This is a genomic window from Rahnella perminowiae (assembly GCF_019049695.1).
Classification (GTDB): Bacteria; Pseudomonadota; Gammaproteobacteria; order Enterobacterales; family Enterobacteriaceae; genus Rahnella; species Rahnella perminowiae.
Map to the genome: position 1 here is coordinate 56,557 of NZ_JAFMOT010000187.1, position 22,217 is coordinate 78,773.

The following is a 22,217-nucleotide window of genomic DNA, read 5'->3' on the forward strand; positions in this document are numbered from 1 at the left end:
ATATCAGCACACAGGATAAACCTTGCCTCGTCTGGTTCATTTTTAGATACTTGTCACAATTTTTTAACTGATCGGGAAATGTACCGGATGTTCTATGTTTAGTCCGCGTGGTCTGAAGTTGTCTGAAGTGAAGAATGAAACGCTGGCCGGATTCGTGGTGGCGGTATCAATGATCCCTGAGGCGGTCGGCTTTTCACTGGTTGCCGGGTTGTCACCGATTGTCGGTCTGCATACGGCGTTTATTATCGGGCTGGTAACGGCACTGTTTGGTGGTAAACCGGGCATGGTCTCGGGCGCGGCGGGTTCCATTGTAGTTGTGCTGATGAGTCTGGCGGCGCAACACGGTATGGGATACGTGTTGTGGGCGACCATTTTTGCCGGGATGATCCAGATACTGATTGGGGTTTTCCGCCTCGGAAAATTTATCCGGCTGGTGCCGTTGCCTGCCGTTCACGGCTTCGTGAACGGTCTGGCGATTGTCATTATGCTGGCTCAGTTGCACATGATTGCCGGGCAGGGGCCACTGATGTACGGGCTGGTGCTAGTGGCGATACTGGTGGTGGTGCTGTTCCCGAAACTGACCAAAATCATTCCCGCTTCGCTGGCAGCGCTGATCATCGTTTCTGCCGTCGCGATCGGTTTTAACCTGCATACCTTGCGGGTGGGTGATCTGGCGGATATCTCAGGAGCATTGCCGCATTTCAGCCTGCCGGTTGCACCGTTCAATGTGGAGATGCTGAAAGTCGTGCTGCCCTATGCCGTCGTGATCGCGCTGGTCGGCCTGATTGAATCGCTGCTGACCATGACGGTGCTGGATGAAATGGGGAATCAGAAGGGCAACGGTAACCGCGAGAGTATCGCCCAGGGCGCGGGCAATACCATTTGCGGATTGTTCGGTTGCTTCGCCGGTTGTGCGATGATTGGGCAATCGATCATTAATTTTACCTCCGGCGGTCGCGGGCGGATTTCAGGTACGGTGGGGGCCATCCTGCTGATTCTGTTTGTGGTCAGTCTCTCCGGTTATATTGGTCTGCTGCCCGTCGCGGCGCTGGCCGGGATTATGCTGGTTGTCTGCTACAACACTTTTGAGTGGAGTTCGCTGCGGCGTCTTCGCCGTATGCCGAAAGCCGACGTGCTGGTAATGCTGATTGTCACGGTCATCACGATTTTCACCGATCTTGCTGTGGCGGTTATCAGCGGCGTCATTATCTCAGCGCTGGTTTTTGCCTGGCAACAGGCGCGTATCCGTATTCGTGAGCACAAAACCAAAGGCGATCTGACGGTGTATAAACTGGACGGGCCGCTGTTCTTCGGTTCTGCGGCAACATTTGCTGAACTGTTTAATCCTGAAAACGATCCGCAAAATGTGGTGCTGGATTTTGCCGGTACGCGGGTCATGGATTCCAGTGGGGTGGAGGCGATTGATAAGCTGACTGCGCGTTATCTTGATGCCGGGAAAACCATTCGCCTGCGTCATCTGAGTAATGATTGCGTAAGTTTGCTTAAGAAAGCCGGGCCTTTCTGCTCTCATGAACTCGACGATCCGCAATATTATGTTGCGGAAGATAATTTGTAACGAATAGGTTAAATGTAATTTATTTTCCATCTTTGTGGATCTGACAGATAACTGAATTTGAAATTATAAATTCAGTTATCTATTTTATTTTTACACTTTACTATAATCATCTCATTTTCCGAACGGTATGCTCTGAATCATATTTAATAGTTATTAATCACTGATTGTTATATAAAAAGTGTATGGTTTTTATATCCTGGTCATTCAGCGGGGTGGTGGATAGCTTTCGCTGTTAACAGATTAAACTCGTTTAAAAGGAAGGGAAGTTAAGGATGATCTATGTATAAATTAATAAGTAATATTGAGCCAGCTTATGTTCGGTATGCGGATAAGATTGGAAGTGAAGGCGTGTGTATGGGGATGGTGCTGACATGGCTTGGCGATGTTTTAAAAAGCCCCATGGGGCGGAGTGCTGAAAAATGCTTACAAAAGTCTGTTTTCCCGAAAGATGTTGATGAGGCAGCACTGCAAGTCTTATTTGAGCGTTCAGCAAGAAAACAGACGCATTATACGGAAAGAAGTATTGCTTATATATTATCGGGGGGGAAAGAGCCTAATTTGAAATTTTTAGCGGCTTATAAAGACAAAAAGCAACGTATAAACGAAGTTAAACGTCATATCCCGGGGTTATACTACAGAGAATATCCGCTCACTTACTACAGGGATATTAAAGGGCTGGATGTTGAGAATGCATGCTCATCTAAGAAACAAGGGGTGATGATATCTGTTGATATGCACAGGCAAAAAGAGAATCCACATGTTACCGCTGCTATAAGAATGAGTGAGAGTCTGACTTATTTTCTTGATCCTAATTATGGTTTATATCGCATAGATGGCAAAGAGCCTAATAAAGAAATAGAGGCAATACTTTACCGCCAATATGGTCGTTTTTATTTCTCCGGGCAGATTGTCGTTAGTCAGTAATGCAGAGATTAACGGAGCCGCCGGTGAAGGTCTGTGGGTGTTATTCCCTGGCCTCGCAGATGTCAAACTGCTGACAGCGGGCAGGCCTGCCTGTCCGCATACTTTTAAGATAAACGCTTACAATTCGTGGCAAAAAAACGGCCAAATTCATATCGCTGAAAATTCTGTAATGTTATACCGTTACGACCGGTCAATTTCGCATTAACAGGTTTCAGGCCTGTTCTGCGGTTTTTTTTCCTTTGCCGGAGCGGACATGAGCACAGATAAGGCATCCGGGACTGATAACAACAGTAAACCACTGCGCTTTCAGTCAGCCGCCTCCCACACACATTGGCTGAGCGGGCTGATGAACGCCATCATGGTGATCAGCAGCCTGATGTACCTGATATTGCTGATGTTTTATCTGGTATCACCGGAATCGGTCTGGCCGTGGGTGACCGGCAATATCATGGCCGCGATGTGGGTTTGTGCGGCCTCTCTGCAATGCGCGAGGCGCATCAGTCGCTGGCGTGAGCAACAGTTTGCGCCTGCCATTGACATGGCGGCTGAAACCATCACACCACATACCTCTTCCGGATTTTCTCAACGCCTCGCGTCCCGGTCATGGATACGCCCGGTTTTACGTTATGTCAACGCGCAGGTGTTCTTTCAGGCATTTCCCGCGTTAGCGGCACTATTACTTATCGCATTATTGTGGCGATTACCGTTACCGGCAAATGACGCCGGTGCTGCGGGGTATTTTGCCGGTACGGTATTCATTCTTTGCGCTTTTGCGGTGCTGGTTCTGGAGCGTCACTGGACGCTTAAAAGCCCGCTGGAATGGCCGGAAGCGGCAAAACTCGCGCCAATATTGCGTATGCTGATTGGCGTTTTTTTGCTGAGTGCATTAGCGCTGATGTTTGCCCATGGTGCTTCGGTGTGGCCGGTGCATCTGCTGATGCTTACCGGATTGTTACCGGGACTGGTGGCGCTGGAGCTTGTCCTGCGGGCGCTGATGGCGATGTTTTCGCCGCTGCGGGAGGGTAAAGAACCTGAGTTTATTGCGGGCAGTCTGCTGGCTGCACAAATTTGCTGGCCGCCGCGTCCGTTACAGTTTGTGCAAAACGAACTGCATCACCATTTTGGTATCGATCTTCGTCAGATTTGGGCATTTCATTTTATGCGCCGTGCGCTGTTACCTCTGGCCGCAATTTTGTTACTGACCGGCTGGCTGCTGACGGGCATCAGCGAGGTGCCACTGACCCAGCGTGGGATCTATGAATCCTTCGGTAAACCGGTGGCAGTCAGGCAACCGGGTTTGCATGCCGGGCTGCCATGGCCTTTTGGCCGCACGCTGTTGGTCGATAACGGTGAGGTGCATGAACTTACCACGGGGTCAGAAGACGCTGCGATGCTCGCATCCGTCACGGTGGCTGACACCGCCGAAGGTCCGGCGCCGGAAAGTGCGAACCGTCTGTGGGACTCCGGCCACAGCAGCGACAAATCCCAAATTATCGCCAGCGCCGCGAACGACCGGCAAAGTTTCCAAATCATGGACATGGACGTGCGCTTCGTATACCGGGTCGCCATGAACGATGATGCTGCCATGGCAAGCCTTTATCACACCGCAAATATACCGGTGCTGATCCGCAGTATCGCCAATCAGGTACTGGTACATGATTTTTCTTCGCGCACACTCGACAGTCTGTTGGGTAGCGAACAGACACGCCTTGCCGCTGACATTGGCCGGAAAGTACAGAGTCAGCTTGATCATCTCAACAGTGGCGTGGAATTGCTGGCCACAGTGATTGAATCTATCCATCCGCCTGCAGGTGCGGCGGATGCTTATCATGGCGTACAGGCGGCACAAATATTGGCGCAAAGCGCGATTGCCGGTGAGAAAGGGCAAGCTGCACAGCAACTGAATGCGGCACAGCAATTTGCCCGTCTGGCGCTGGATGCCGCCAGCGCCAAAAATGACGAAAATCGCGATCAGGCGCAGATCATGGCGCTGCGCTTCAACGCAGAAAATCAGGCATATCAGGCCGGCGGGCAGTCGTTCCTGACCGGGCGTTATTTCAGTCAGCTGACGCTGGCAATGCAGCAGCATCCGAAGGTGTTGATTATCGATCATCGTATCAGCGGCGGAACGCCACCGGTGCTGGATCTGAGAAGTTTTACCCTGCCATTTACGCCCGCAGCGGATAAAGCGGCGCATTCTGTTAAAGCGGAGACTACCCGGTGACTGATTCCCCACAACCTGAAGTCCACGGACATGATCATGACGCACATGGTGGGCATCATCACGGCGCCGGACATCACCATCATCATCATTCCGGGCCTGCAACCCCCGGACTCTGGCGGCGGGTCACGATTGCCGTTGTCCTGGTGGCGCTGATTGCCGCCACAGCCTGTCTGGTACAGGTGCGTTCCGGTGAGGCGATGGTAATTACGCGCTTTGGTAATCCGGTGCGTGTACTGCTGCAACCCGGGCTGGCGTGGCATCTGCCGGTGCCGCTGGAAACGGCGATCCCGGTGGATTTACGTATCCGTACAACGTCCAGTGGCTTGCAGGATGTCGGCACGCGTGACGGGCTACGAATCATCGTGCAGGCTTATACCGTCTGGCAGGTGAAAAACGATTCCCAACATGTACAGCGTTTTATCCGTGCGGTACAAAATCAGCCGGATATCGCCGCCGCGCAGATACGCACCTTTATCGGCTCGGCGCTGGAAACCACCACCAGCGGTTTTGCGCTGGCTGATCTGGTGAACACAGACGCCGGCAAAATCCGCCTTTCCGGCTTCGAACAGCATTTGCATGATCAGATTGCCCGTCAGTTGCTTGACAGCTACGGCATCGAACTGGTGCAGGTCGGCGTTGAACGCCTGACATTGCCGTCGGTCACCTTAGATGCCACGGTAGATCGTATGCGGGCAGAACGCGAAACCATTGCCACCGAGCGGTCTGCTGAAGGCAAGCGTCAGGCGGCAGAAATCCGCTCATCCGCTGAGCGCGATGCCCGCGTGATTAAGGCCGATGCATTGGTCAGCGCGGCCAATATTGAGGCGCAGGCGCAGTTGGAGAGCACGGCAATATACGCCAAAGCCCGGGCCGGTAACCCCGAATTGTACGATCTGCTGCGATCGCTGGACACGCTCAACAACGTGATCACGCCGGGCACTCAGCTGATATTGCGCACTGATTCGGCACCGTTCCGGCAACTGGTGGAAGGCCCGCCGTCATTACCTGCCGCCAGTAACGGGACGCCGCCATGAATCCGCTGTCCCGTTTTCACGGAAATGCGTGGTTTCAGGCAGGGCGTATGGCCTACCTGGCGCTGTTTGCCATGACGCTGATTGCGGCCGCAAACTGGCTGTTCTCTAATGTCCGGCAGATAGCACCGGATAAGCGCGCGGTGGTGATGCGCTTCGGGGCTGTTTCGCGTACGGCGGGGGCCGGGTTGTTGCTGGCGTGGCCGGAACCGCTGGAACATGTTGAAATTTTGCCTGCCGCCGACCGGGTGATCGAACATCACGTTACGGCTTTGCTCAGAGAGAATATTGTGCCTGCCTGGAGCAATACCGGCGGTGAGAAAAATGATGCTGTCGCAGGTGCGGGGTATTTACTGACCGGTGATTCCGGCGTGGTTCAGCTGGATGTGCAGGTATATTACGTGATAACCGATCCGGTCGCGTTTGTCCTGCAAGGGGAACATGTATTACCGGCGCTTGATCGTTTAACCGGGCATGCGGCGGTCGCGATTTGTGCTTCCCGTGATCTGGATACCATTCTGGTCGCCCGGCCGGAAATGGTGAGTAACGGCAACTCTGTTGCAGAACGCCGTGAGCGGCTGCGTGGTGATTTACGTCAGGCAATTAATCAGCAACTTGCCGCGCTGACGGCGGCGGGCAGTAGCCCGGGGATCGAAGTCCGTCGCGTTGATGTGCAATCTTCACTGCCACCGGCGGCGGTTGATGCCTTTAATGCCGTACTGACGGCCAGCCAGCAAGCGGAACAGAACATCGCCACTGCCCGTAACGAGGCCGCACATGTTCATCAGGAGGCGGTTCAGTCGGCAGATCGTGCCGTGCAGGTTTCCCATGCCAAAGCCAGCGAGCAGATCGCGCGCGCCTCAACGGATACAGCAACCATTGTACAACTGGCTAACGACCACTCGCCTGAATTGCTGTGGCGTTTATGGCGTGAACGGATGCCGGGGATCCTCGCTCATGCCGGCAGCGTCACGGCTGTTGATCCCCATGACGACGCGCATCTGATCCTGCCGGGGCCAGACCGTCCATCATCTCAACCCTGAGGTATTGCTCCTGTGACTTCTTTTTCTTCTGAAGAACCGCAAACATCGCCGGCAAAAAGTGTGCTGTTAACGCGTCATGAGCAACGAAACATGGCGGTGCAGTTACTTCTGGCAATGGCGGCGTTTGGTCTGTTGCTGTGCGGCTGGATCTGGCAGTGGTTGTTTGCGCAGCAAAGTGACATCGGGCAAATTTTATTTGGTGTGGCGTCACTGCTGGTGGCGGTTCCGGTGCTGCGCTCGGCCCTGTACAGTTTACGCAGCCCCAGCCTGCATGGCGTTACCGATCAGCTGATTGCGCTGGCGATGTTGGGGGCCTGGGCTACGGGTGATCTGATGACCGCGGCACTGTTACCGGGCATTATGATTTTGGGTCATATTCTAGAAGAGCGCAGCGTTATCGGTTCGCAGGAAGCCATCAATGCACTCAGCCATCTGACCCGCAGCCGCGCCAGGCGGATGTTGCCCGGCGGTGAGATTGAGGAAATCGATAACCACCGGTTGCGAACCGGTGACCGGATTGAAGTGCGCGCCGGTGACCGGTTACCCGCCGATGGCCGCGTGTTAACGGGCAGCGCCAGCCTCGATACCGCACCGATCACCGGAGAATCAGTACCACAGGAAGCCCGCGTGGGTGACGATGTGTTCGGCGGTGCCATTAATCTCGACGGATTGCTTTGCGTTGAAGTCACGCGCACCGGTGCGGATGCTACGCTCGGAAAAGTGATCGCGTTGATGCAAAAAGCGGAGCATGCCAAACCGCCGATCACCCGTTTGCTTGAGCGTTATGCCGGGCAATACCTGATGCTTATTCTGCTGATTGCCGCCGCGACCTGGTTCGTCACGCAGGATGCCCATTCCATGCTGGCGGTGCTGGTGGCAGCATGCCCCTGCGCGCTGGTGCTTTCCGCACCCGCGACGGCAATAGCCGGTATCGCTGTGGCCGCGCGTCACGGCATTCTGATCCGCAGCTCGGCATTTCTTGAGGAACTGGCGGATCTGAATGCCATCGTGGTCGATAAAACCGGCACGCTGACGCACGGTGAATTGCATTTGCAGCGTACGGTTCTGGCCGGACAGGAATCTTCTGACGCTGTGCTCTGTCTGGCAGCCAGTCTCGGTGCCGCGAGCAGCCATCCGGTCAGCCGTGCGCTGGCGAAGTTACTGCCGCGTGAACAATACTTGCCGCTGGAAGATATATCAGAACAGCAGGGGATGGGGGTGCGTGCGCGAACGGCGCAAGGCGAGGCCCTGTTAGGGCGTCCGGCATTTTTCAGCCGGAATGCTATCCCGGTGACTGCCGAACCTGAGCATGACGGACCGCTGGTCGGGCTGGCGCTAAACGGGCGTTTTCTCGGCTGGTTACTTCTGTCAGATTCTTTACGGCCTGAGGCGCTAACCGCCTTAACCGAACTGCGTCAGTTGGGGCTGCAACGACAGCTTCTGCTAACCGGTGACCGCGCCAGTGTTGCTGAGCGTATTGCCAGTGAGCTGGGCATCAGTGATGTGGTCGCGCAGGCCTTACCGGAAGATAAACTGCATCAGGTATCAGCGGAAATTGCGCAAGGATTCCGGCCGATGGTGGTCGGTGACGGCATAAATGATTCTCTGGCGTTAAAAGCAGGCGTTGTCGGCATTGCGATGGGTGCGGGCGGTAGCGATATTGCGCTGGCCTCCGCCGATGTGGTGCTGATTGGCAGTGATTTGCGTCGTCTCGGCACCTGTGTCCGCCTGAGCCGGGCGTGCCGTAAAACGCTAAAAATCAATGTGTTCATCGGGCTGGGCTGGACGTTGTTAGTGATGGCTGCTGCCGCCACCGGTTTACTGGGCGTAGGCGGTGTGCTGATTACGGCACTGCTGCATAATCTGAGTACCTTGCTGGTGCTGGGCAATGCCGGACGTTTGCTGCGTTTTGACGAACCACTTTAGATAAATTAATGGAAAGTAAAACGGGCGCAAACATTTGCGCCCGTTATCGTCAGTACTGATCGCAAAGTGGTGTTTAAAGCTCTGCTTTAAAAGTATGTAACCGACGCATGGTTTTTTCCAAACCTTCTTTCATCAGCAACTCAGTACAGCGCAGTGATTCATCAATCGCATCGTCGATTAGCTTCTGTTCGCTGGCCGGTGGCTTACCCAGGACAAATCCTACCACTTTACTTTTATCGCCAGGATGACCGATACCGATACGCAGACGGTAAAAGTTCGGGTTATTGCCGAATTTACTCTGAATATCTTTCAGGCCGTTATGACCACCATTGCCGCCACCCAGTTTGATTTTCGCCATACCGGGTGGGATATCCAGCTCATCATGTGCCACCAGAATTTCATCCGGCTCAATGCGATAAAACTGAGCCATCGCCAGAACTGCTTTACCGCTGAGGTTCATAAAGGTGGTCGGCACCAGCAGCCGGACATCCTGACCTGCCAGTGACAGTCGGGCGGTGTAACCAAAAAACTTACTTTCTTCTTTCAGTTGCTGATTGTGCTGACGGGCGAGAAGGTCGACGTACCAGGCGCCGGCGTTATGGCGGGTCTGGGCGTACTCTGCGCCGGGATTGGCCAGCCCAACGATCAATTTAATGCTGCTCACGATGTTCGCTTCTTTAATCCGGTGAGGTGTAGCGGGCTAGTTTACCTGTCGCTGGTGGTTGTGCCAAACACCTGGCAGCGTTAATTCCTGCCGATGCATCAGAAACTGAATAGTTCATGGCGCTGACTATTAACCTTTCGAACGTATCTGTCTGGAAAACGTAAAGATTTGTCATTCAATATGCTCTGTCTGTGATCATGACCGCAAAGTGAACCGGATGGGACGTCTATAGTTAAAGGCAGGAAAAGACAAGACAGCAATGATGCTAAGACTATCGACAACCGGAGGTGACTTATGAAACGTAAAACCGCAACAATAATCGGCAATGGCCTGATGGGACTCGGTTTGCTCACAATGGTCGGTGGTGTTGGTTATTCTATCCTGAATCAGATGCCTGAACTGGGGTTACCGCAATTTCTGGCCCACGGAGCCATTGGGAGTATCTTTATCGGTGCTATTTTATGGCTGGCCGGTGCCAGAGTCGGTGGGCAAGAGCGTGTTGCAGACAGGTACTGGTGGGTGCGTCATTTCGATTCCCGCTGCACGAACGGTAAATCACACCGTCATTCCTGAGTGTATCAGAGAATGTTCTGATGTTCCGGGTCATAAAAAAACCGTTGTCGCTTTCGCGATAACGGTTTTTGCATTTCAGGTTCTGCAAAAGCAAAATGCCCCCTGAACACAGGGGCATGATGATTAATGCTCGAACATTGCAGAAATGGATTCTTCATTGCTGATGCGGCGGATAGCCTCAGCCAGCATGCCTGACAGGGTCAGGGTACGTACTTTTTTCAGTGCACGGATTTCTGCGGACAGCGGGATGGTGTCACATACAATCACTTCGTCGATCACGGAGTTTTTGATGTTTTCTACTGCATTTCCGGAGAAGATCGGGTGAGTGGCATACGCGAACACGCGTTTAGCACCGCGTTCTTTCAGTGCTTCAGCCGCTTTACACAGAGTGCCACCGGTATCGATCATGTCATCAACCAGTACGCAGTCACGACCGGCGACATCACCAATAATGTGCATTACCTGAGAAACGTTTGCGCGTGGACGACGTTTATCAATAATAGCCATATCAGTGTCGTTCAGCAGTTTTGCCACGGCACGGGCGCGGACAACACCGCCGATGTCCGGAGAAACAACAATCGGGTTTTCCAGGTTCTGTTGCAGCATATCTTCGAGCAGGATAGGGCTGCCGAAAACGTTGTCTACAGGCACATCGAAGAAACCCTGAATTTGCTCTGCATGCAGGTCTACAGTCAGAACACGGTCAACGCCAACGCTGGACAGAAAATCAGCCACAACTTTAGCGGTAATAGGCACACGGGCAGAACGCACCCGGCGATCCTGACGTGCATAGCCGAAGTAAGGGATAACGGCGGTGATACGACCAGCGGAGGCGCGGCGTAAGGCATCAACCATGACCACCAGTTCCATCAGGTTATCGTTAGTAGGCGCGCAGGTGGACTGGATAATGAAAATATCTCCGCCACGTACATTTTCGTTAATTTGCACGCTTACTTCGCCGTCGCTGAAACGACTGACGGCGGCGTCACCAAGGCTGGTGTATAAACGGTTGGCAATACGTTGTGCTAGTTCCGGGGTGGCGTTACCAGCAAAAAGCTTCATATCAGGCACGAGAAGAACCTCAGGCTTGCGTCCAGGGAAGACATTGGCTTTTGGCACCACCGGGCGGTGAGCGGTACCAAAGCATTATGCTCACGATACTTCTAAATCTTACTACTTAAATCTGTTGAATAATTGGCTGGCAAAGAACAGACACAAAATCTCTGTGACTCTCTACGCTTTGCCCGCAGTTCTCAACCAGACGTCACGAAAACGGTGTAATGGCGATACATTAACACCTTGTGCGACAAAACCCCGACTCCACGACGGTGTTTTATCTAAAACATGACGGGCGGCAGATTCGGTGTTGAATTCTGCAAACACACAGGCACCGGTTCCGGTCAGTCGCGACGGCGCGTATTCTAACAGCCAAGAAAGTAGCTGTTCAACCTCGTAAAAACGTTTTCTCGCAATCGGTTCGCAATCATTTGCGTAAGGCGTGTCCAAAAGCACATTAACAGTGCGTTTTGGTGTATTTCTGGTCAGATCAGGATCACCAAAAATCACCGGCGTCGGAATACTGACACCCGGATGTGCAATCAGATACCATTTTTCTGCCGGTTCGACCGGCTGTAAGATCTCGCCGATGCCTTCAGCAAACGCAGCATGGCCCATCACAAAGACGGGCACATCCGCGCCCAGCGTCACCCCTATTTGAGCCAGTTGAGGATCGGAAAGGCCGCAGTTCCAAATTGCATTCAGTGCCACCAGCACGGTGGCGGCATTGGAAGACCCCCCCCCCAGACCGCCCCCCATCGGAATACGTTTTTGCAATGTAATGTCTGCGCCCTGAGACGTGCCCGTGTGCTGTTGCAGAAGACGTGCGGCACGTGTCACCAGATTGTCTGCATCCGCCACGCCTTCAACAGGTGTGGCCAGCACGATATCGCCGTCGGCGCGGACGTTAAAACTCAGGCTGTCACCGTAATCTACAAACTGAAACAGGGTCTGCAGATTATGGTAGCCATCCGGACGCTGTCCGGTGATATAAAGAAACAAATTGAGTTTAGCCGGAGAAGGCCACCATTGCTGCGTCATATCAGTTTAGCGTCCAGTTATCCATTTTGAGCTTGATACGCTGTTCGCCCTGGGTCATTTCCAGACGTTGCGGGAGGGACGGTTTGGCATCTTCGTCATAACTCTGATACACCACGGTACCCGGTTTTCCGTTCTGCGTGAACTTAACTTGTGACAGGCGGTACTGGCTGTCGAGTGTGAAATCGGTGCCGTCACCTGGCAAACCGAGCATCCACAAACGCAGATTAGCCAGCGGAATCGACATACCGGTCAGCTTCTGGATCATGTCATCCGGATTATCACTGGTGTAATGCTTGCCTTCATTGTTGGTCAGCTGCGCAATCCCGCTTTGCACTTTCAATTCCATTTCCGTACTGCCCAGCGGATTGGTCAGCAACAGACGATAGCTGTCCGGGGAATATTGTTGCCAGAAGAAGCGCGCATAAACTTTTTGCTTATCAGAAAGATAAGCGAAAGAGCCACGGGTCTGATAATGCTCAAGCTGTTTAACCTGAGCTTCATGCTCACGCCATTGCGCAGAGGTCGGGCTGGTTGCCGGGCCTTTGGGTGCATTTATGGAACAGGCGGCAAGAACTAAACTTGCAAGAGGAAGAAGGCGAACGAAATGTGCTTTACGCATTGGCATAACCGATTAAATCCTTTGTGCTTTGGCGAAATGAGTTACCAGGACAAATGTGGCGAGCGTCAGTTTAGCACAGCCCGCGCGGCGGGTGATCTCAACCCTGCGCAGATGATCAGCGATTGAAAGACTTTGGGACAATGCTGATGTGTAAAAGGATTTAATTTAGATGACATCTTTCAAGGCATGACACGCGACACGCGGGTCAGCAAACCTTACAATCTTGCCTGCAACAGCCACCAAGAGTATTTTAAAACCCTTCAAATTGAATGGATATAACGAATGGATACGGTTGAGCAATTAAACGGAACTTATTTTTACGATGGAACATCAAATTTAAGTGCAGGCGAATTATTTTTTGGATGATGCATTGCGATGAAAATTCTTGGGGGGCAATGCTGCGCTGAATGCAAATAAATAACAGGAATAACAGCATGGGCGATACATTCCAAAAATCATGCTGCAAGCCGCTATCTGTGCGGTTTTTACCCAGGACAGACATAAACCCACATCATATTTAACCGAAGATGCTGTTCACCTTTTATTGATCTCGCGCATCTTGTAGAATGCGCAACAGACGTAAACCCATACTATTATAAAGTATAAGCCGAAAATCGCTCTCCCTATGACCCTGCTTGCATTAGGTATCAATCACAAAACCGCCCCGGTGTCTCTGCGTGAACGGGTAACATTCTCACCCGAGACCCTCGATCAGGCGCTCTCCAGTCTGCTCCAGCAACCGCTGGTGCAGGGCGGCGTCGTGTTGTCTACCTGCAACCGCACTGAGCTGTACCTGAGTGTTGAGCAGCAGGAAAACCTGCAGGAACAGCTGGTGAAGTGGTTATGCGATTACCATCATCTGAGTGAAGATGAAGTGCGCAAAAGCCTGTACTGGCATCATGATAATGAAGCGGTCAGCCACCTGATGCGTGTTGCCAGCGGGCTGGACTCTCTGGTACTGGGCGAGCCGCAAATTCTCGGGCAGGTCAAAAAAGCCTTCGCAGAATCACAAAACGGGCAGGCGGTTTCCGGTGAACTGGAGCGTTTGTTCCAGAAATCCTTCTCCGTGGCCAAGCGAGTGCGTACGGAAACCGATATCGGTGCCAGCGCCGTTTCTGTCGCGTTTGCTGCCTGTACGCTGGCACGCCAAATTTTCGAATCCCTTTCTGATGTGAGCGTGTTGCTGGTCGGTGCGGGTGAAACGATCGAACTGGTCGCGCGTCATCTGCATCAGCATAATGTGCGTCATATGATGATTGCCAACCGGACGCGTGAACGTGCGCAGGCGCTGGCGACCGAAGTGAATGCACAAGTGATCAGCCTGCAGGATATCGATTCCCGTCTGGCGGAAGCCGACATTATCATCAGTTCTACCGCCAGTCCGCTGCCCATTATCGGGAAAGGCATGGTGGAACGTGCGTTAAAAGCCCGCCGTAACCAACCCATGCTGATGGTGGATATTGCCGTTCCGCGCGATATTGAACCGGAAGTGGGTAAGCTGCCTAACGCCTATCTGTACAGTGTCGATGACCTGCACAGCATCATTCAAAACAATCTTGCACAACGTAAAGCCGCGGCTGTTCAGGCGGAAACCATCGTTGAGCAGGAGAGTTCCAATTTCATGGCCTGGCTGCGTTCGCAGGGAGCCGTTGAAATTATTCGTGATTATCGCTCGCGTGCTGATATCATTCGCGCCGACGCACAGGCCAAAGCTCTGGCCGCCATTGCGCAGGGCGCTGACGTCGAAGCGGTGATCCATGAATTAGCTCACCAATTGACAAACCGTCTTATTCACGCGCCAACCCGTTCATTGCAACAGGCAGCCAGCGACGGTGACGTGGAGCGTTTGCAAATTTTACGCGACAGCCTCGGGCTGGGTCAGCAATAGTTCTCCTTTTCTCACAGGGTTATACACCACGCATGAAGCCTTCTATTGTTGCCAAACTGGAAGCGTTACAAGAGCGCCACGAAGAAGTGCAGGCGATGCTTGGCGATGCCGGCGTTATCGCCGATCAAGATAAATTCCGCAGTCTTTCCCGCGAGTATTCTCAGTTAACCGCCGTCTCTGAATGTTTCCTTGCCTGGCGTCAGGCGGAGGACGATTTAGAAGCGGCTGAAATGATGCTCGATGATCCTGAGATGCGCGAAATGGCGCAGGAAGAAATCAAAGACTGCAAAACGACTATCGAAGAACTCGAACAAAAACTACAGCTTCTGTTATTACCCAAAGATCCCGATGATGAGCGCGGTTGCTTCCTGGAAATTCGCGCCGGAACCGGCGGTGATGAAGCGGCTATTTTTGCCGGTGATTTATTCCGTATGTACAGCCGTTACGCCGAAGCGCGCCGCTGGCGGGTGGAAATTGTGAGCGCCAGCGAAGGCGAGCACGGTGGCTATAAAGAAGTGATCGCCAAAATCAGTGGTGATGGCGTCTATGGTCAGTTCAAGTTTGAGTCAGGCGGCCACCGCGTCCAGCGTGTGCCGGAAACGGAATCTCAGGGACGCATTCATACGTCGGCCTGTACCGTCGCAGTCATGCCAGAAATACCGGAAGCTGAACTGCCGGAAATCAACGCGGGTGATTTGCGTATTGATACTTTCCGCTCATCGGGCGCTGGCGGTCAGCATGTTAACACCACCGATTCCGCCATTCGTATTACGCATATTCCAACCGGTATCGTGGTGGAATGTCAGGACGAACGTTCACAGCACAAAAACAAAGCCAAAGCGATGTCTGTGCTGGGCGCGCGTATCCGCGCGGCAGAAGTGGCAAAACGTCAGGCTGAAGAAGCCTCGACGCGCCGCAACCTGCTTGGCAGCGGTGACCGTTCAGATCGTAACCGTACCTATAACTTCCCCCAGGGGCGCGTCACTGATCACCGCATCAATCTGACCATTTACCGTCTGGATGAAGTGATGGAAGGCAAACTGGACAGTCTGATCCAGCCGATCGTGCAGGAATATCAGGCCGATCAGCTCGCCGCGTTATCTGAGCAGGACTGATGGATTTTCAGTCCTGGCTGCGTGAGGCTGCCTGCCGTCTTGCTGCGGGTGAAAGCCCGAAGCGGGATGCTGAAATTTTGCTCGGCTTTGTGACCGGCCGGGCAAGAACTTTTATTATAGCTTTTGGTGAAACACCGCTGACGGCCGACCAACTGCAACGCCTGGATACTTTGCTTGCGCGACGTGAGCAGGGTGAACCGGTGGCTTATCTGACCGGCGAGCGTGAATTTTGGTCGTTGCCACTGTCAGTCTCTCCCGCGACATTGATTCCCCGTCCTGATACCGAATGCTTAGTCGAACAGGCACTGGCCCGTCTGCCTTCTGAACCCGTCAGTATATTGGATCTCGGCACAGGAACCGGCGCGGTTGCACTGGCGCTGGCCAGCGAACGCCCTGACTGCAAGGTGACCGGTGTCGATCTGCAACCGGATGCCGTCCTGCTCGCGCGACATAACGCGCAGAAGTTAAATATCCTGAATACGCTTTTTTTGCACGGCAGCTGGTTTTCACCGGTAGCCGGTGAGCGTTTCGCACTGATAGTCAGTAATCCGCCGTACATCGATGCCGCCGATCCGCATCTGGCGGCAGGGGATGTGCGTTTTGAGCCCGCCAGTGCGCTGGTGGCAGGAAATGCCGGTCTGGCTGATCTGGCGCATATTATTCAGGCTGCACCCGCGTATCTTCATCCGGGAGGCTGGTTACTGCTCGAACATGGCTGGCAGCAGGCGGCTGACGTCCAGGCGTTATTGCACGATGCCGGTTATCAGCAGATCGCGACGATTAAAGACTATGGTGATAACGATCGGGTCAGCCTCGGACAGTGGCACCCTTAACGCGGATTCTAAGAAAATCAATCCAAAAAAGTAAATTTAAAGGAAACGGGCCATGGCATATGTCTGGATCAAGTATCTGCATCTGTTCACTGTAACCCTGAGTATTGTATTGTTTGTTTTACGATTTTTTTGGAAATGGGCGGGTTCTGCTATGATGCAGAAACGCTGGGTGAAGATCGTTCCGCATATGGTGGATACTTTACTGTTATTAAGTGGTATTTCGCTTATCTTCATCACACACTTTTATCCGTTCAGCCCTCAGGGAACCTGGCTGACCGAAAAGATTTTTGGCGTTATTATCTATATCGCGCTGGGTTTTGTGGCTCTGAGCAAGCGACCTGTTAGCCAGAACACCCGCTGGCTAGCCTTTATTCTGGCGCTCGCTTGCTTGTATCTGATTCTTAAACTGGCGCTGACGAAAATACCGCTGCTAATGGGATAACTATGAGTACCCTTGCTGATTTTGAATTTAACACCGCCCGGCTCAGTACCGGCGTGATCAAAGTAACGGAAGCCGTGCGTTTCGATTTCAATGCGGACGACGTTCGCCACCAGTTGCAGGCACTGGTCGATGAAGCCCGCCGCGTCGTTCCCGAAGAGCTTGATCAGGATCAGCAGCTCGAAGTGTTGATTGAACTGTTTTACCGCACCTGGGGTTTTGGTGGCGCGGGGGGCGTTTATCGTCTGTCTGACGCTATCTGGATCGACAAAGTACTGTCCTCACGCCAGGGTACACCGGTTTCACTGGGTGTGATTTTTCTGCACATTGCCCATGAACTGAGTTTGCCGCTGATGCCGGTAATTTTCCCCACTCAGCTTATCTTGCGTGCCGACTGGCTTGACGAAGAAATGTGGCTGCTGAATCCGATCAACGGCGATACACTCAACGAGCATATGCTCAGTGTGTGGCTGAAAGGGAATCTGGGCGTGATGGCGGAAATAGAAGATGACGATCTGGAAGAAGCGGAAAACACGCTGATCGTTCGCAAAATGCTCGATACACTGAAAGCCGCGCTGATGGAAGAAAAACAGTTTGAACTGGCTCTGCGCGCCAGTGAAACGGTACTGCAGTTCGATCCGGAAGATCCGTATGAAATCCGCGATCGCGGGCTGATTTATGCCCAGCTGGAATGCGATCATGTGGCGATCTCTGATCTTAACTATTTTGTTGAGCAGTGCCCGGAAGACCCGATTTCAGAGGTGATTAAAGTGCAAATCCATTCGATTGAGCACAAGCAAGTCACGTTGCACTAATTTATACTTACCTTACATCACATCCGGAATGCCGTTCCAGAACAATCCGTTATGTAACTTCCGGATGAAAGATTTATCACTAAAAAGGCCAAAGCATGAAACATAAAGTGGTTAGCATTCAGGACATCAAAGTCGCCAATGATCTGCCGTTTGTATTGTTCGGCGGAATGAATGTACTCGAATCGCGCGATATGGCGATGCGTGTATGTGAGCATTACGTCACTGTGACGCAGAAACTCGGCATTCCTTACGTATTCAAGGCGTCTTTCGATAAAGCCAACCGCTCATCTATTCATTCCTACCGTGGCCCGGGCCTGGATGAAGGCATGAAAATTTTCCAGGAGCTGAAAAAAGCATTCGGCGTGAAAATCATCACCGACGTGCATGAATCCTGGCAAGCACAGCCTGTATCTGAAGTGGTTGATGTGATTCAGTTACCGGCCTTCCTGGCGCGTCAGACCGATCTGGTTGAAGCGATGGCGAAAACCGGTGCAGTAATTAATGTGAAAAAACCACAGTTCGTCAGTCCGGGACAGATGGGTAACATCGTCGATAAATTCAAAGAAGGCGGCAACGATCAGGTGATTTTGTGCGATCGCGGCAGCAACTTTGGTTATGACAACCTGGTTGTCGACATGTTGGGCATGAATGTGATGATCAATGCCACTGGCGGCCATCCGGTGATCTTCGACGTGACGCACGCACTGCAAACCCGTGATCCGTTCGGTGCGGCTTCGGGTGGTCGTCGTGCTCAGGTCGCTGAACTGGCGCGTGCAGGTATGGCGGTAGGCATCGCCGGTCTGTTCATTGAAGCTCATGAAGATCCGGCTCATGCAAAATGTGACGGTCCGTCAGCATTGCCGCTGGATAAACTGGAACCTTTCCTGGTCCAGATGAAAGCCATCGACGATCTGGTGAAAAGCTTCCCGGCGCTCGATACCAGTAAATAACTGACAATGTGCAGATAAAACAAAGGCGACCTCCGGTCGCCTTTGTCGTTTACCGCGCAGAGTTATAACGCATCCTGTAAGGAGCTGTGGAAACTTAGCTTGCCTTCAACCGGTTGCATTCTCGCGCGGGCGAGTGTTTTCAGCGGCTGGAAAGGGATCTCTGCGATTCGCAGTTCCGTGCCCGGCGGCAGGGTATTGATGAAATGGCGTAATGCACTGACGCCACCGGCATCGAGCACGGCCACACGATCCCACACCAGAACGATGACTTTCTTACCTTCACTGCGTACCTGCAATTCACTGAAGATACGTTCCGCCGCAGCAAAGAACAGCGGGCCATTGATCCGCAGAACCAGCGCATCTTCGGGAGTTTCGGACAGGACTTCGGTCAGGCGGGTGAGTTTGGCAATACGGCGCATAAACAGCAGCGACGCCATCACGATACCCGCAGTAATCGCGATCACCATGTCGAACAGTACCGTCAGGCTCATACAGGTCAGCATCACCAGAATGTCGTCTTTTGGCGCGCGGCGCAGTAAATCCACCACTTTATGCGCTTCGCTCATATTCCATGCCACCATCAGCAACAGCGCCGCCATCGCCGCCAGCGGCAGCCAGGAAAGCAGGGGTGCCAGAATGAGCAGCGCGAGGATCACCAGCAGCGAGTGAATAATGGCAGAAACCGGAGAGGTTGCACCCGCGCGAACGTTAGCCGCAGAACGTGCAATCGCCGCTGTGGCGGTGATGCCGCCAAAAAAGGGGCTGATCATATTGCCGATACCCTGACCGATCAGTTCATTATCCGAATGGTGTTTTTTGCCGGTCATGCCATCAAGCACGACGGCGCACAGCAGTGATTCAATCGCGCCCAGCATCGCCATTGAGAACGCTGCTGGTAACAGCGCCTGCACCAGCGTCCAGCTCAGACCCCCACCGCCGTTTTGTGTCCACGGCAGGGTGAACTGCGGCAGAATTGACGGAATACCGTTGCCCTGCGAACCGTCAGGCAGCAGGAAATGAAAGCGTGAACCTATGGTGGCAATCGGGTGTCCTGCCTGCATGAAAATTGCCATCACCGCACAACCAGCCAGCAAAGCCGGAAGATGGCCGGGCACACGCAATCCCAGTTTTGGCCAGAAGATTAATATACCAAGAGTCACAATGCCTGTGGCGGCATCGCCAATATCCAGCGTGGGCAGCGCCATTACCAGCGCCGCCACTTTACTCAGATAATGTTCCGGCACTGTCGCCATCGTCAGACCAAAGAAATCTTTGAACTGCATGGTACCGATGGTGATCGCAATACCGGAGGTGAAGCCGAGGGTGACAGGTAGCGGGATGTATTCAATCAGCCTGCCAAAACGCGCCATCCCCATGAGAAGAAGCATGAAACCTGACATCAGCGTAGCCAGCAATAAACCGGACAAGCCGAACTGTTGCGACACAGGGTAAAGAATAACAACAAACGCCGCCGTCGGGCCCGAAACACTGAAGCGCGAGCCACCGAAAACAGCGATGACAATCCCTGCAATGGCCGATGTATACAGCCCGTATTGCGGCGGTACACCGCTGGCAATTGCCAGTGCCATTGCCAGCGGGATGGCGATGATCCCCACAGTGACGCCGGCAATGGCATCGTTGAGTAAACGTTGAAGCGTATATTTTTCACGAAAACAGGCGTCTATCAGTGCGCTGAAAGGCCTGATATGGCGTCTTCCTGAAGTATTCATAGGATGTAAATCACCTGACAGAAAAATGGATATGAACCCGGTACTCCTTCACCGGAAAAAGAGTAGCCTACGCCTTTCAGGCCCGCATCGCGCAGACATAAATCAAGCTTGGCATGAAAAAAACGCCACCAGACGTGCTCCGGGGGCGTTCTGCAGGATGATTGTACAGAAGTTATGTTCCCGGATGCCAGGTGCTGCGGCACTCATCACGGCGGAAATTCAATACACGGCTACGGTTGGAGATGAGTTTTACCGTGTAGCCCTGGAAATACAGGCAGAAGTTTTTCTTCCACGGACCGTCAGGAAGTTCCACCAGTAAACGTCCCGCACCCAGCGAAGTCAGCTGACCACTGGCGCGTAACGTGCCGACACCGATAAGCAATCGATCGCCTTCAATATCAAAGGCGGCTTTCGATTGAGGATGATACCAGCGTCCCTGTACCATTTTCAGGCAATCGTTGGGTTCCACGGGAGTGAAATAACGTGGTGCATGGCCGATCTCACCCTGAATGGCGGTGCCGTTCCAGCGCAGACGCATCGGCATATGCGCGGAAAGCGTGATGGCTTCGTCGACATCCGCGCCCTGATACAAATTATCCGCTGAACCGAGATAACTGGCAGTGCCGTTGCTCACTTTCAACCAGTAAGGCTCAGCCGCGCTGGAATATAAGCCATCCGGCAAAGCATGACTGCGTGCCGGAAGCGGCGTCGCTAACAGTGACGACATGACGTCCAGCGCGTGGGTAAAGGCCGTGGTGTCTTCGCGGTTAGAGACCAGCGCAATGCCTGCGTCAAGCTCAGGATGGAGCAGGAAATAGGTTTTATAACCGGCATGGGAACCCCCGTGGCCGTAAACCCTATGTTCACCGATTTGTGTCGAGGTGATGCCCAGTCCGTAAGCGGAGGGAATATTGCCATGCAAATAGCGTGGTTCTGTCAGTGTTTTCAGTACGCCCGCACCGGGTCCGCTTTGTGAAAGCAGGCTTTGCAGCCACACTGAAAGCGAACGCAGGCTGCCGGTGAGGCTGCCGGATGCGGACAAATGCAAACCCGCGACAGCTGTTTTCCAGCCTGTTGTGTCCTGCCAGTAACCGGGGACCAGATCCGGGACGATATCGAACCAGGTTTCCGGGGCATGAAAGACGATACCCAGCGGCTGCGCGATATGCTTTTGCAGCAGATCCTCAAACAAAATGCCTTGTTGTTTGAGGATCTCCTCTACCAGCCGGTAACCGGTATTGCTGTAGGAAATTTCAGTACCTGCCTTGAAGTTCAGCGCGCCGTCCTGCGCCAGAAATTCCATAATGGCAGCGGCTTCGCTGACGTTGTAAACCGAAATGCCCAGCAGAGAGAGGGTTTCCCGCACGTCCGGCAAACCGCCTGTCATGTCCAGCGCCTGCCCGATAGTGACCCGAGACATCGGCGCTTTCAGTTGCGGTAAATATTGGCCGAGGGTATCACTCGCCGAAAGACCGGCATGGCTTTTCAGCAAAGCCAGGGTGGAAAAAATATGTTTCGTGACTGAGGCATAGCGGACAACAGAATCGATACTAAAAGGTATTGAGGTGCTGAGATTTGCCAGTCCGCCGGTCGCGAAACCACGGAGAGCTTTACTGTCGAAAAGGGTGATTGCACCCCCCGGTTCACCGGGTTTATCCCAGTTCCGGGTGATACGCTTTGCTGTTTCTTCAGCCGCCTGCCACTGTAATGCAGACTGTGCGGTGGATGTCATTAATGTCTCCTGACTATCTTTCAGTGAAAAAGTGGGCC

19 protein-coding genes and 1 pseudogene are annotated in these 22,217 nt (G+C 53.1%); 14 read left to right on the plus strand and 6 right to left on the minus strand.

What is annotated here, in order from left to right:
* Positions 1–94: 94 nt before the first annotated feature.
* The 6 genes from J1781_RS21960 to J1781_RS21985 all read left to right on the plus strand — a co-directional run bounded on the left by J1781_RS21960 (position 95) and on the right by J1781_RS21985 (position 8,724).
* Positions 95–1,576, plus strand: coding sequence for a SulP family inorganic anion transporter (locus J1781_RS21960; RefSeq protein ID WP_217234199.1), 1,482 nt, complete (start codon positions 95–97; stop codon positions 1,574–1,576).
* A gap of 279 nt (positions 1,577–1,855) precedes the next feature.
* Positions 1,856–2,500 carry a hypothetical protein gene (locus J1781_RS21965; RefSeq protein WP_217234200.1) on the plus strand — a complete coding sequence of 215 codons (645 nt, stop codon included), beginning with the start codon at positions 1,856–1,858 and terminating at the stop codon, positions 2,498–2,500.
* A gap of 253 nt (positions 2,501–2,753) precedes the next feature.
* Positions 2,754–4,724, plus strand: coding sequence for a protease modulator HflK (gene hflK, locus J1781_RS21970; protein ID WP_217234201.1), 1,971 nt, complete (start codon positions 2,754–2,756; stop codon positions 4,722–4,724).
* Positions 4,721–5,758, plus strand: coding sequence for a protease modulator HflC (gene hflC / locus J1781_RS21975; RefSeq protein ID WP_217234202.1), 1,038 nt, complete (start codon positions 4,721–4,723; stop codon positions 5,756–5,758). The genes hflK (J1781_RS21970) and hflC overlap by 4 nt, the downstream gene beginning before the upstream one ends.
* Entirely contained in the window at positions 5,755–6,798 is a 1,044-nt protein-coding gene (gene hflK, locus J1781_RS21980; RefSeq protein WP_217218932.1) for a protease modulator HflK, read from the plus strand. Before hflC ends, hflK (J1781_RS21980) begins: the two co-directional genes overlap by 4 nt.
* A 12-nt stretch (positions 6,799–6,810) precedes the next feature.
* The gene (locus J1781_RS21985) at positions 6,811–8,724 is read left to right on the plus strand and encodes a heavy metal translocating P-type ATPase (RefSeq protein WP_217234203.1); all 1,914 of its coding nucleotides are present in this window, start codon (positions 6,811–6,813) and stop codon (positions 8,722–8,724) included.
* Positions 8,725–8,797: 73 nt separating this feature from the next.
* Here the strand turns inward: J1781_RS21985 and pth are convergent, their stop codons facing one another.
* On the minus strand, positions 8,798–9,388 hold the full coding sequence (gene pth / locus J1781_RS21990) for an aminoacyl-tRNA hydrolase (RefSeq protein ID WP_037034067.1): 591 nt from the start codon (positions 9,386–9,388) through the stop codon (positions 8,798–8,800).
* Between the two features lie 294 nt (positions 9,389–9,682).
* Between pth and ychH the strand changes: the two genes are divergently transcribed.
* Entirely contained in the window at positions 9,683–9,961 is a 279-nt protein-coding gene (gene ychH, locus J1781_RS21995; protein WP_129951345.1) for a stress-induced protein YchH, read from the plus strand.
* A 123-nt stretch (positions 9,962–10,084) separates the two neighbouring features.
* Here ychH and prs read toward each other — a convergent pair whose 3' ends face one another.
* The 3 genes from prs to lolB all read right to left on the minus strand — a co-directional run bounded on the left by prs (position 10,085) and on the right by lolB (position 12,683).
* Entirely contained in the window at positions 10,085–11,032 is a 948-nt protein-coding gene (gene prs, locus J1781_RS22000; RefSeq protein ID WP_013575591.1) for a ribose-phosphate diphosphokinase, read from the minus strand.
* A gap of 162 nt (positions 11,033–11,194) precedes the next feature.
* Complete coding sequence (gene ispE, locus J1781_RS22005; protein ID WP_217138669.1) at positions 11,195–12,058, minus strand: 4-(cytidine 5'-diphospho)-2-C-methyl-D-erythritol kinase; 864 nt, start codon at positions 12,056–12,058, stop codon at positions 11,195–11,197.
* Between the two features lies 1 nt (position 12,059).
* Entirely contained in the window at positions 12,060–12,683 is a 624-nt protein-coding gene (gene lolB / locus J1781_RS22010) for a lipoprotein insertase outer membrane protein LolB (protein WP_129951343.1), read from the minus strand.
* 276 nt (positions 12,684–12,959) lie between these two features.
* On the opposite strand from lolB, the pseudogene J1781_RS26255 reads away from it, so the two are divergent.
* From J1781_RS26255 to kdsA, 7 genes and pseudogenes are all read left to right on the plus strand, one after another.
* A pseudogene (locus J1781_RS26255) lies at positions 12,960–13,037 on the plus strand (STM2901 family protein); the annotation flags it as partial.
* Positions 13,038–13,302: 265 nt separating this feature from the next.
* Positions 13,303–14,565: a glutamyl-tRNA reductase gene (hemA, locus tag J1781_RS22020; RefSeq protein WP_129951342.1), complete on the plus strand. Its 1,263-nt coding sequence runs from the start codon at positions 13,303–13,305 to the stop codon at positions 14,563–14,565.
* A gap of 32 nt (positions 14,566–14,597) precedes the next feature.
* Positions 14,598–15,680 (plus strand): peptide chain release factor 1, encoded by a 1,083-nt coding sequence (gene prfA / locus J1781_RS22025; RefSeq protein ID WP_217234205.1) that lies wholly within the window; start codon positions 14,598–14,600, stop codon positions 15,678–15,680.
* Positions 15,680–16,513 (plus strand): peptide chain release factor N(5)-glutamine methyltransferase, encoded by an 834-nt coding sequence (prmC, locus tag J1781_RS22030; protein ID WP_217234206.1) that lies wholly within the window; start codon positions 15,680–15,682, stop codon positions 16,511–16,513. Before prfA ends, prmC begins: the two co-directional genes overlap by 1 nt.
* Positions 16,514–16,565: 52 nt before the next feature.
* Positions 16,566–16,955 (plus strand): SirB2 family protein, encoded by a 390-nt coding sequence (locus J1781_RS22035; protein WP_129951339.1) that lies wholly within the window; start codon positions 16,566–16,568, stop codon positions 16,953–16,955.
* A gap of 2 nt (positions 16,956–16,957) precedes the next feature.
* Positions 16,958–17,767, plus strand: coding sequence for an invasion regulator SirB1 (gene sirB1 / locus J1781_RS22040; RefSeq protein ID WP_129951338.1), 810 nt, complete (start codon positions 16,958–16,960; stop codon positions 17,765–17,767).
* 95 nt (positions 17,768–17,862) lie between these two features.
* Positions 17,863–18,717, plus strand: coding sequence for a 3-deoxy-8-phosphooctulonate synthase (kdsA, locus tag J1781_RS22045; RefSeq protein WP_015689950.1), 855 nt, complete (start codon positions 17,863–17,865; stop codon positions 18,715–18,717).
* 62 nt (positions 18,718–18,779) lie between these two features.
* Here the strand turns inward: kdsA and dauA are convergent, their stop codons facing one another.
* Together dauA and J1781_RS22055 are read right to left on the minus strand one after the other, a co-directional pair.
* Complete coding sequence (gene dauA / locus J1781_RS22050; RefSeq protein WP_129951337.1) at positions 18,780–20,447, minus strand: C4-dicarboxylic acid transporter DauA; 1,668 nt, start codon at positions 20,445–20,447, stop codon at positions 18,780–18,782.
* A 172-nt stretch (positions 20,448–20,619) separates the two neighbouring features.
* Complete coding sequence (locus tag J1781_RS22055) at positions 20,620–22,179, minus strand: serine hydrolase domain-containing protein (RefSeq protein WP_217234207.1); 1,560 nt, start codon at positions 22,177–22,179, stop codon at positions 20,620–20,622.
* Positions 22,180–22,217: the final 38 nt, after the last annotated feature.

Excerpts from the sequence above, each read along its gene's own strand:
- dauA (WP_129951337.1), bottom strand. The coding sequence starts at position 20,447 with ATGAATACTTCAGGAAGACGCCATATCAGGCCTTTCAGCGCACTGATA.
- J1781_RS22055 (WP_217234207.1), bottom strand. The coding sequence starts at position 22,179 with ATGACATCCACCGCACAGTCTGCATTACAGTGGCAGGCGGCTGAAGAA.
- ychH (WP_129951345.1), top strand. The coding sequence starts at position 9,683 with ATGAAACGTAAAACCGCAACAATAATCGGCAATGGCCTGATGGGACTC.
- hemA (WP_129951342.1), top strand. The coding sequence starts at position 13,303 with ATGACCCTGCTTGCATTAGGTATCAATCACAAAACCGCCCCGGTGTCT.
- kdsA (WP_015689950.1), top strand. The coding sequence starts at position 17,863 with ATGAAACATAAAGTGGTTAGCATTCAGGACATCAAAGTCGCCAATGAT.
- hflK (WP_217234201.1), top strand. The coding sequence starts at position 2,754 with ATGAGCACAGATAAGGCATCCGGGACTGATAACAACAGTAAACCACTG.
- ispE (WP_217138669.1), bottom strand. The coding sequence starts at position 12,058 with ATGACGCAGCAATGGTGGCCTTCTCCGGCTAAACTCAATTTGTTTCTT.
- hflK (WP_217218932.1), top strand. The coding sequence starts at position 5,755 with ATGAATCCGCTGTCCCGTTTTCACGGAAATGCGTGGTTTCAGGCAGGG.
- prfA (WP_217234205.1), top strand. The coding sequence starts at position 14,598 with ATGAAGCCTTCTATTGTTGCCAAACTGGAAGCGTTACAAGAGCGCCAC.
- J1781_RS22035 (WP_129951339.1), top strand. The coding sequence starts at position 16,566 with ATGGCATATGTCTGGATCAAGTATCTGCATCTGTTCACTGTAACCCTG.
- J1781_RS21960 (WP_217234199.1), top strand. The coding sequence starts at position 95 with ATGTTTAGTCCGCGTGGTCTGAAGTTGTCTGAAGTGAAGAATGAAACG.
- sirB1 (WP_129951338.1), top strand. The coding sequence starts at position 16,958 with ATGAGTACCCTTGCTGATTTTGAATTTAACACCGCCCGGCTCAGTACC.
- lolB (WP_129951343.1), bottom strand. The coding sequence starts at position 12,683 with ATGCCAATGCGTAAAGCACATTTCGTTCGCCTTCTTCCTCTTGCAAGT.
- prmC (WP_217234206.1), top strand. The coding sequence starts at position 15,680 with ATGGATTTTCAGTCCTGGCTGCGTGAGGCTGCCTGCCGTCTTGCTGCG.
- J1781_RS21965 (WP_217234200.1), top strand. The coding sequence starts at position 1,856 with ATGTATAAATTAATAAGTAATATTGAGCCAGCTTATGTTCGGTATGCG.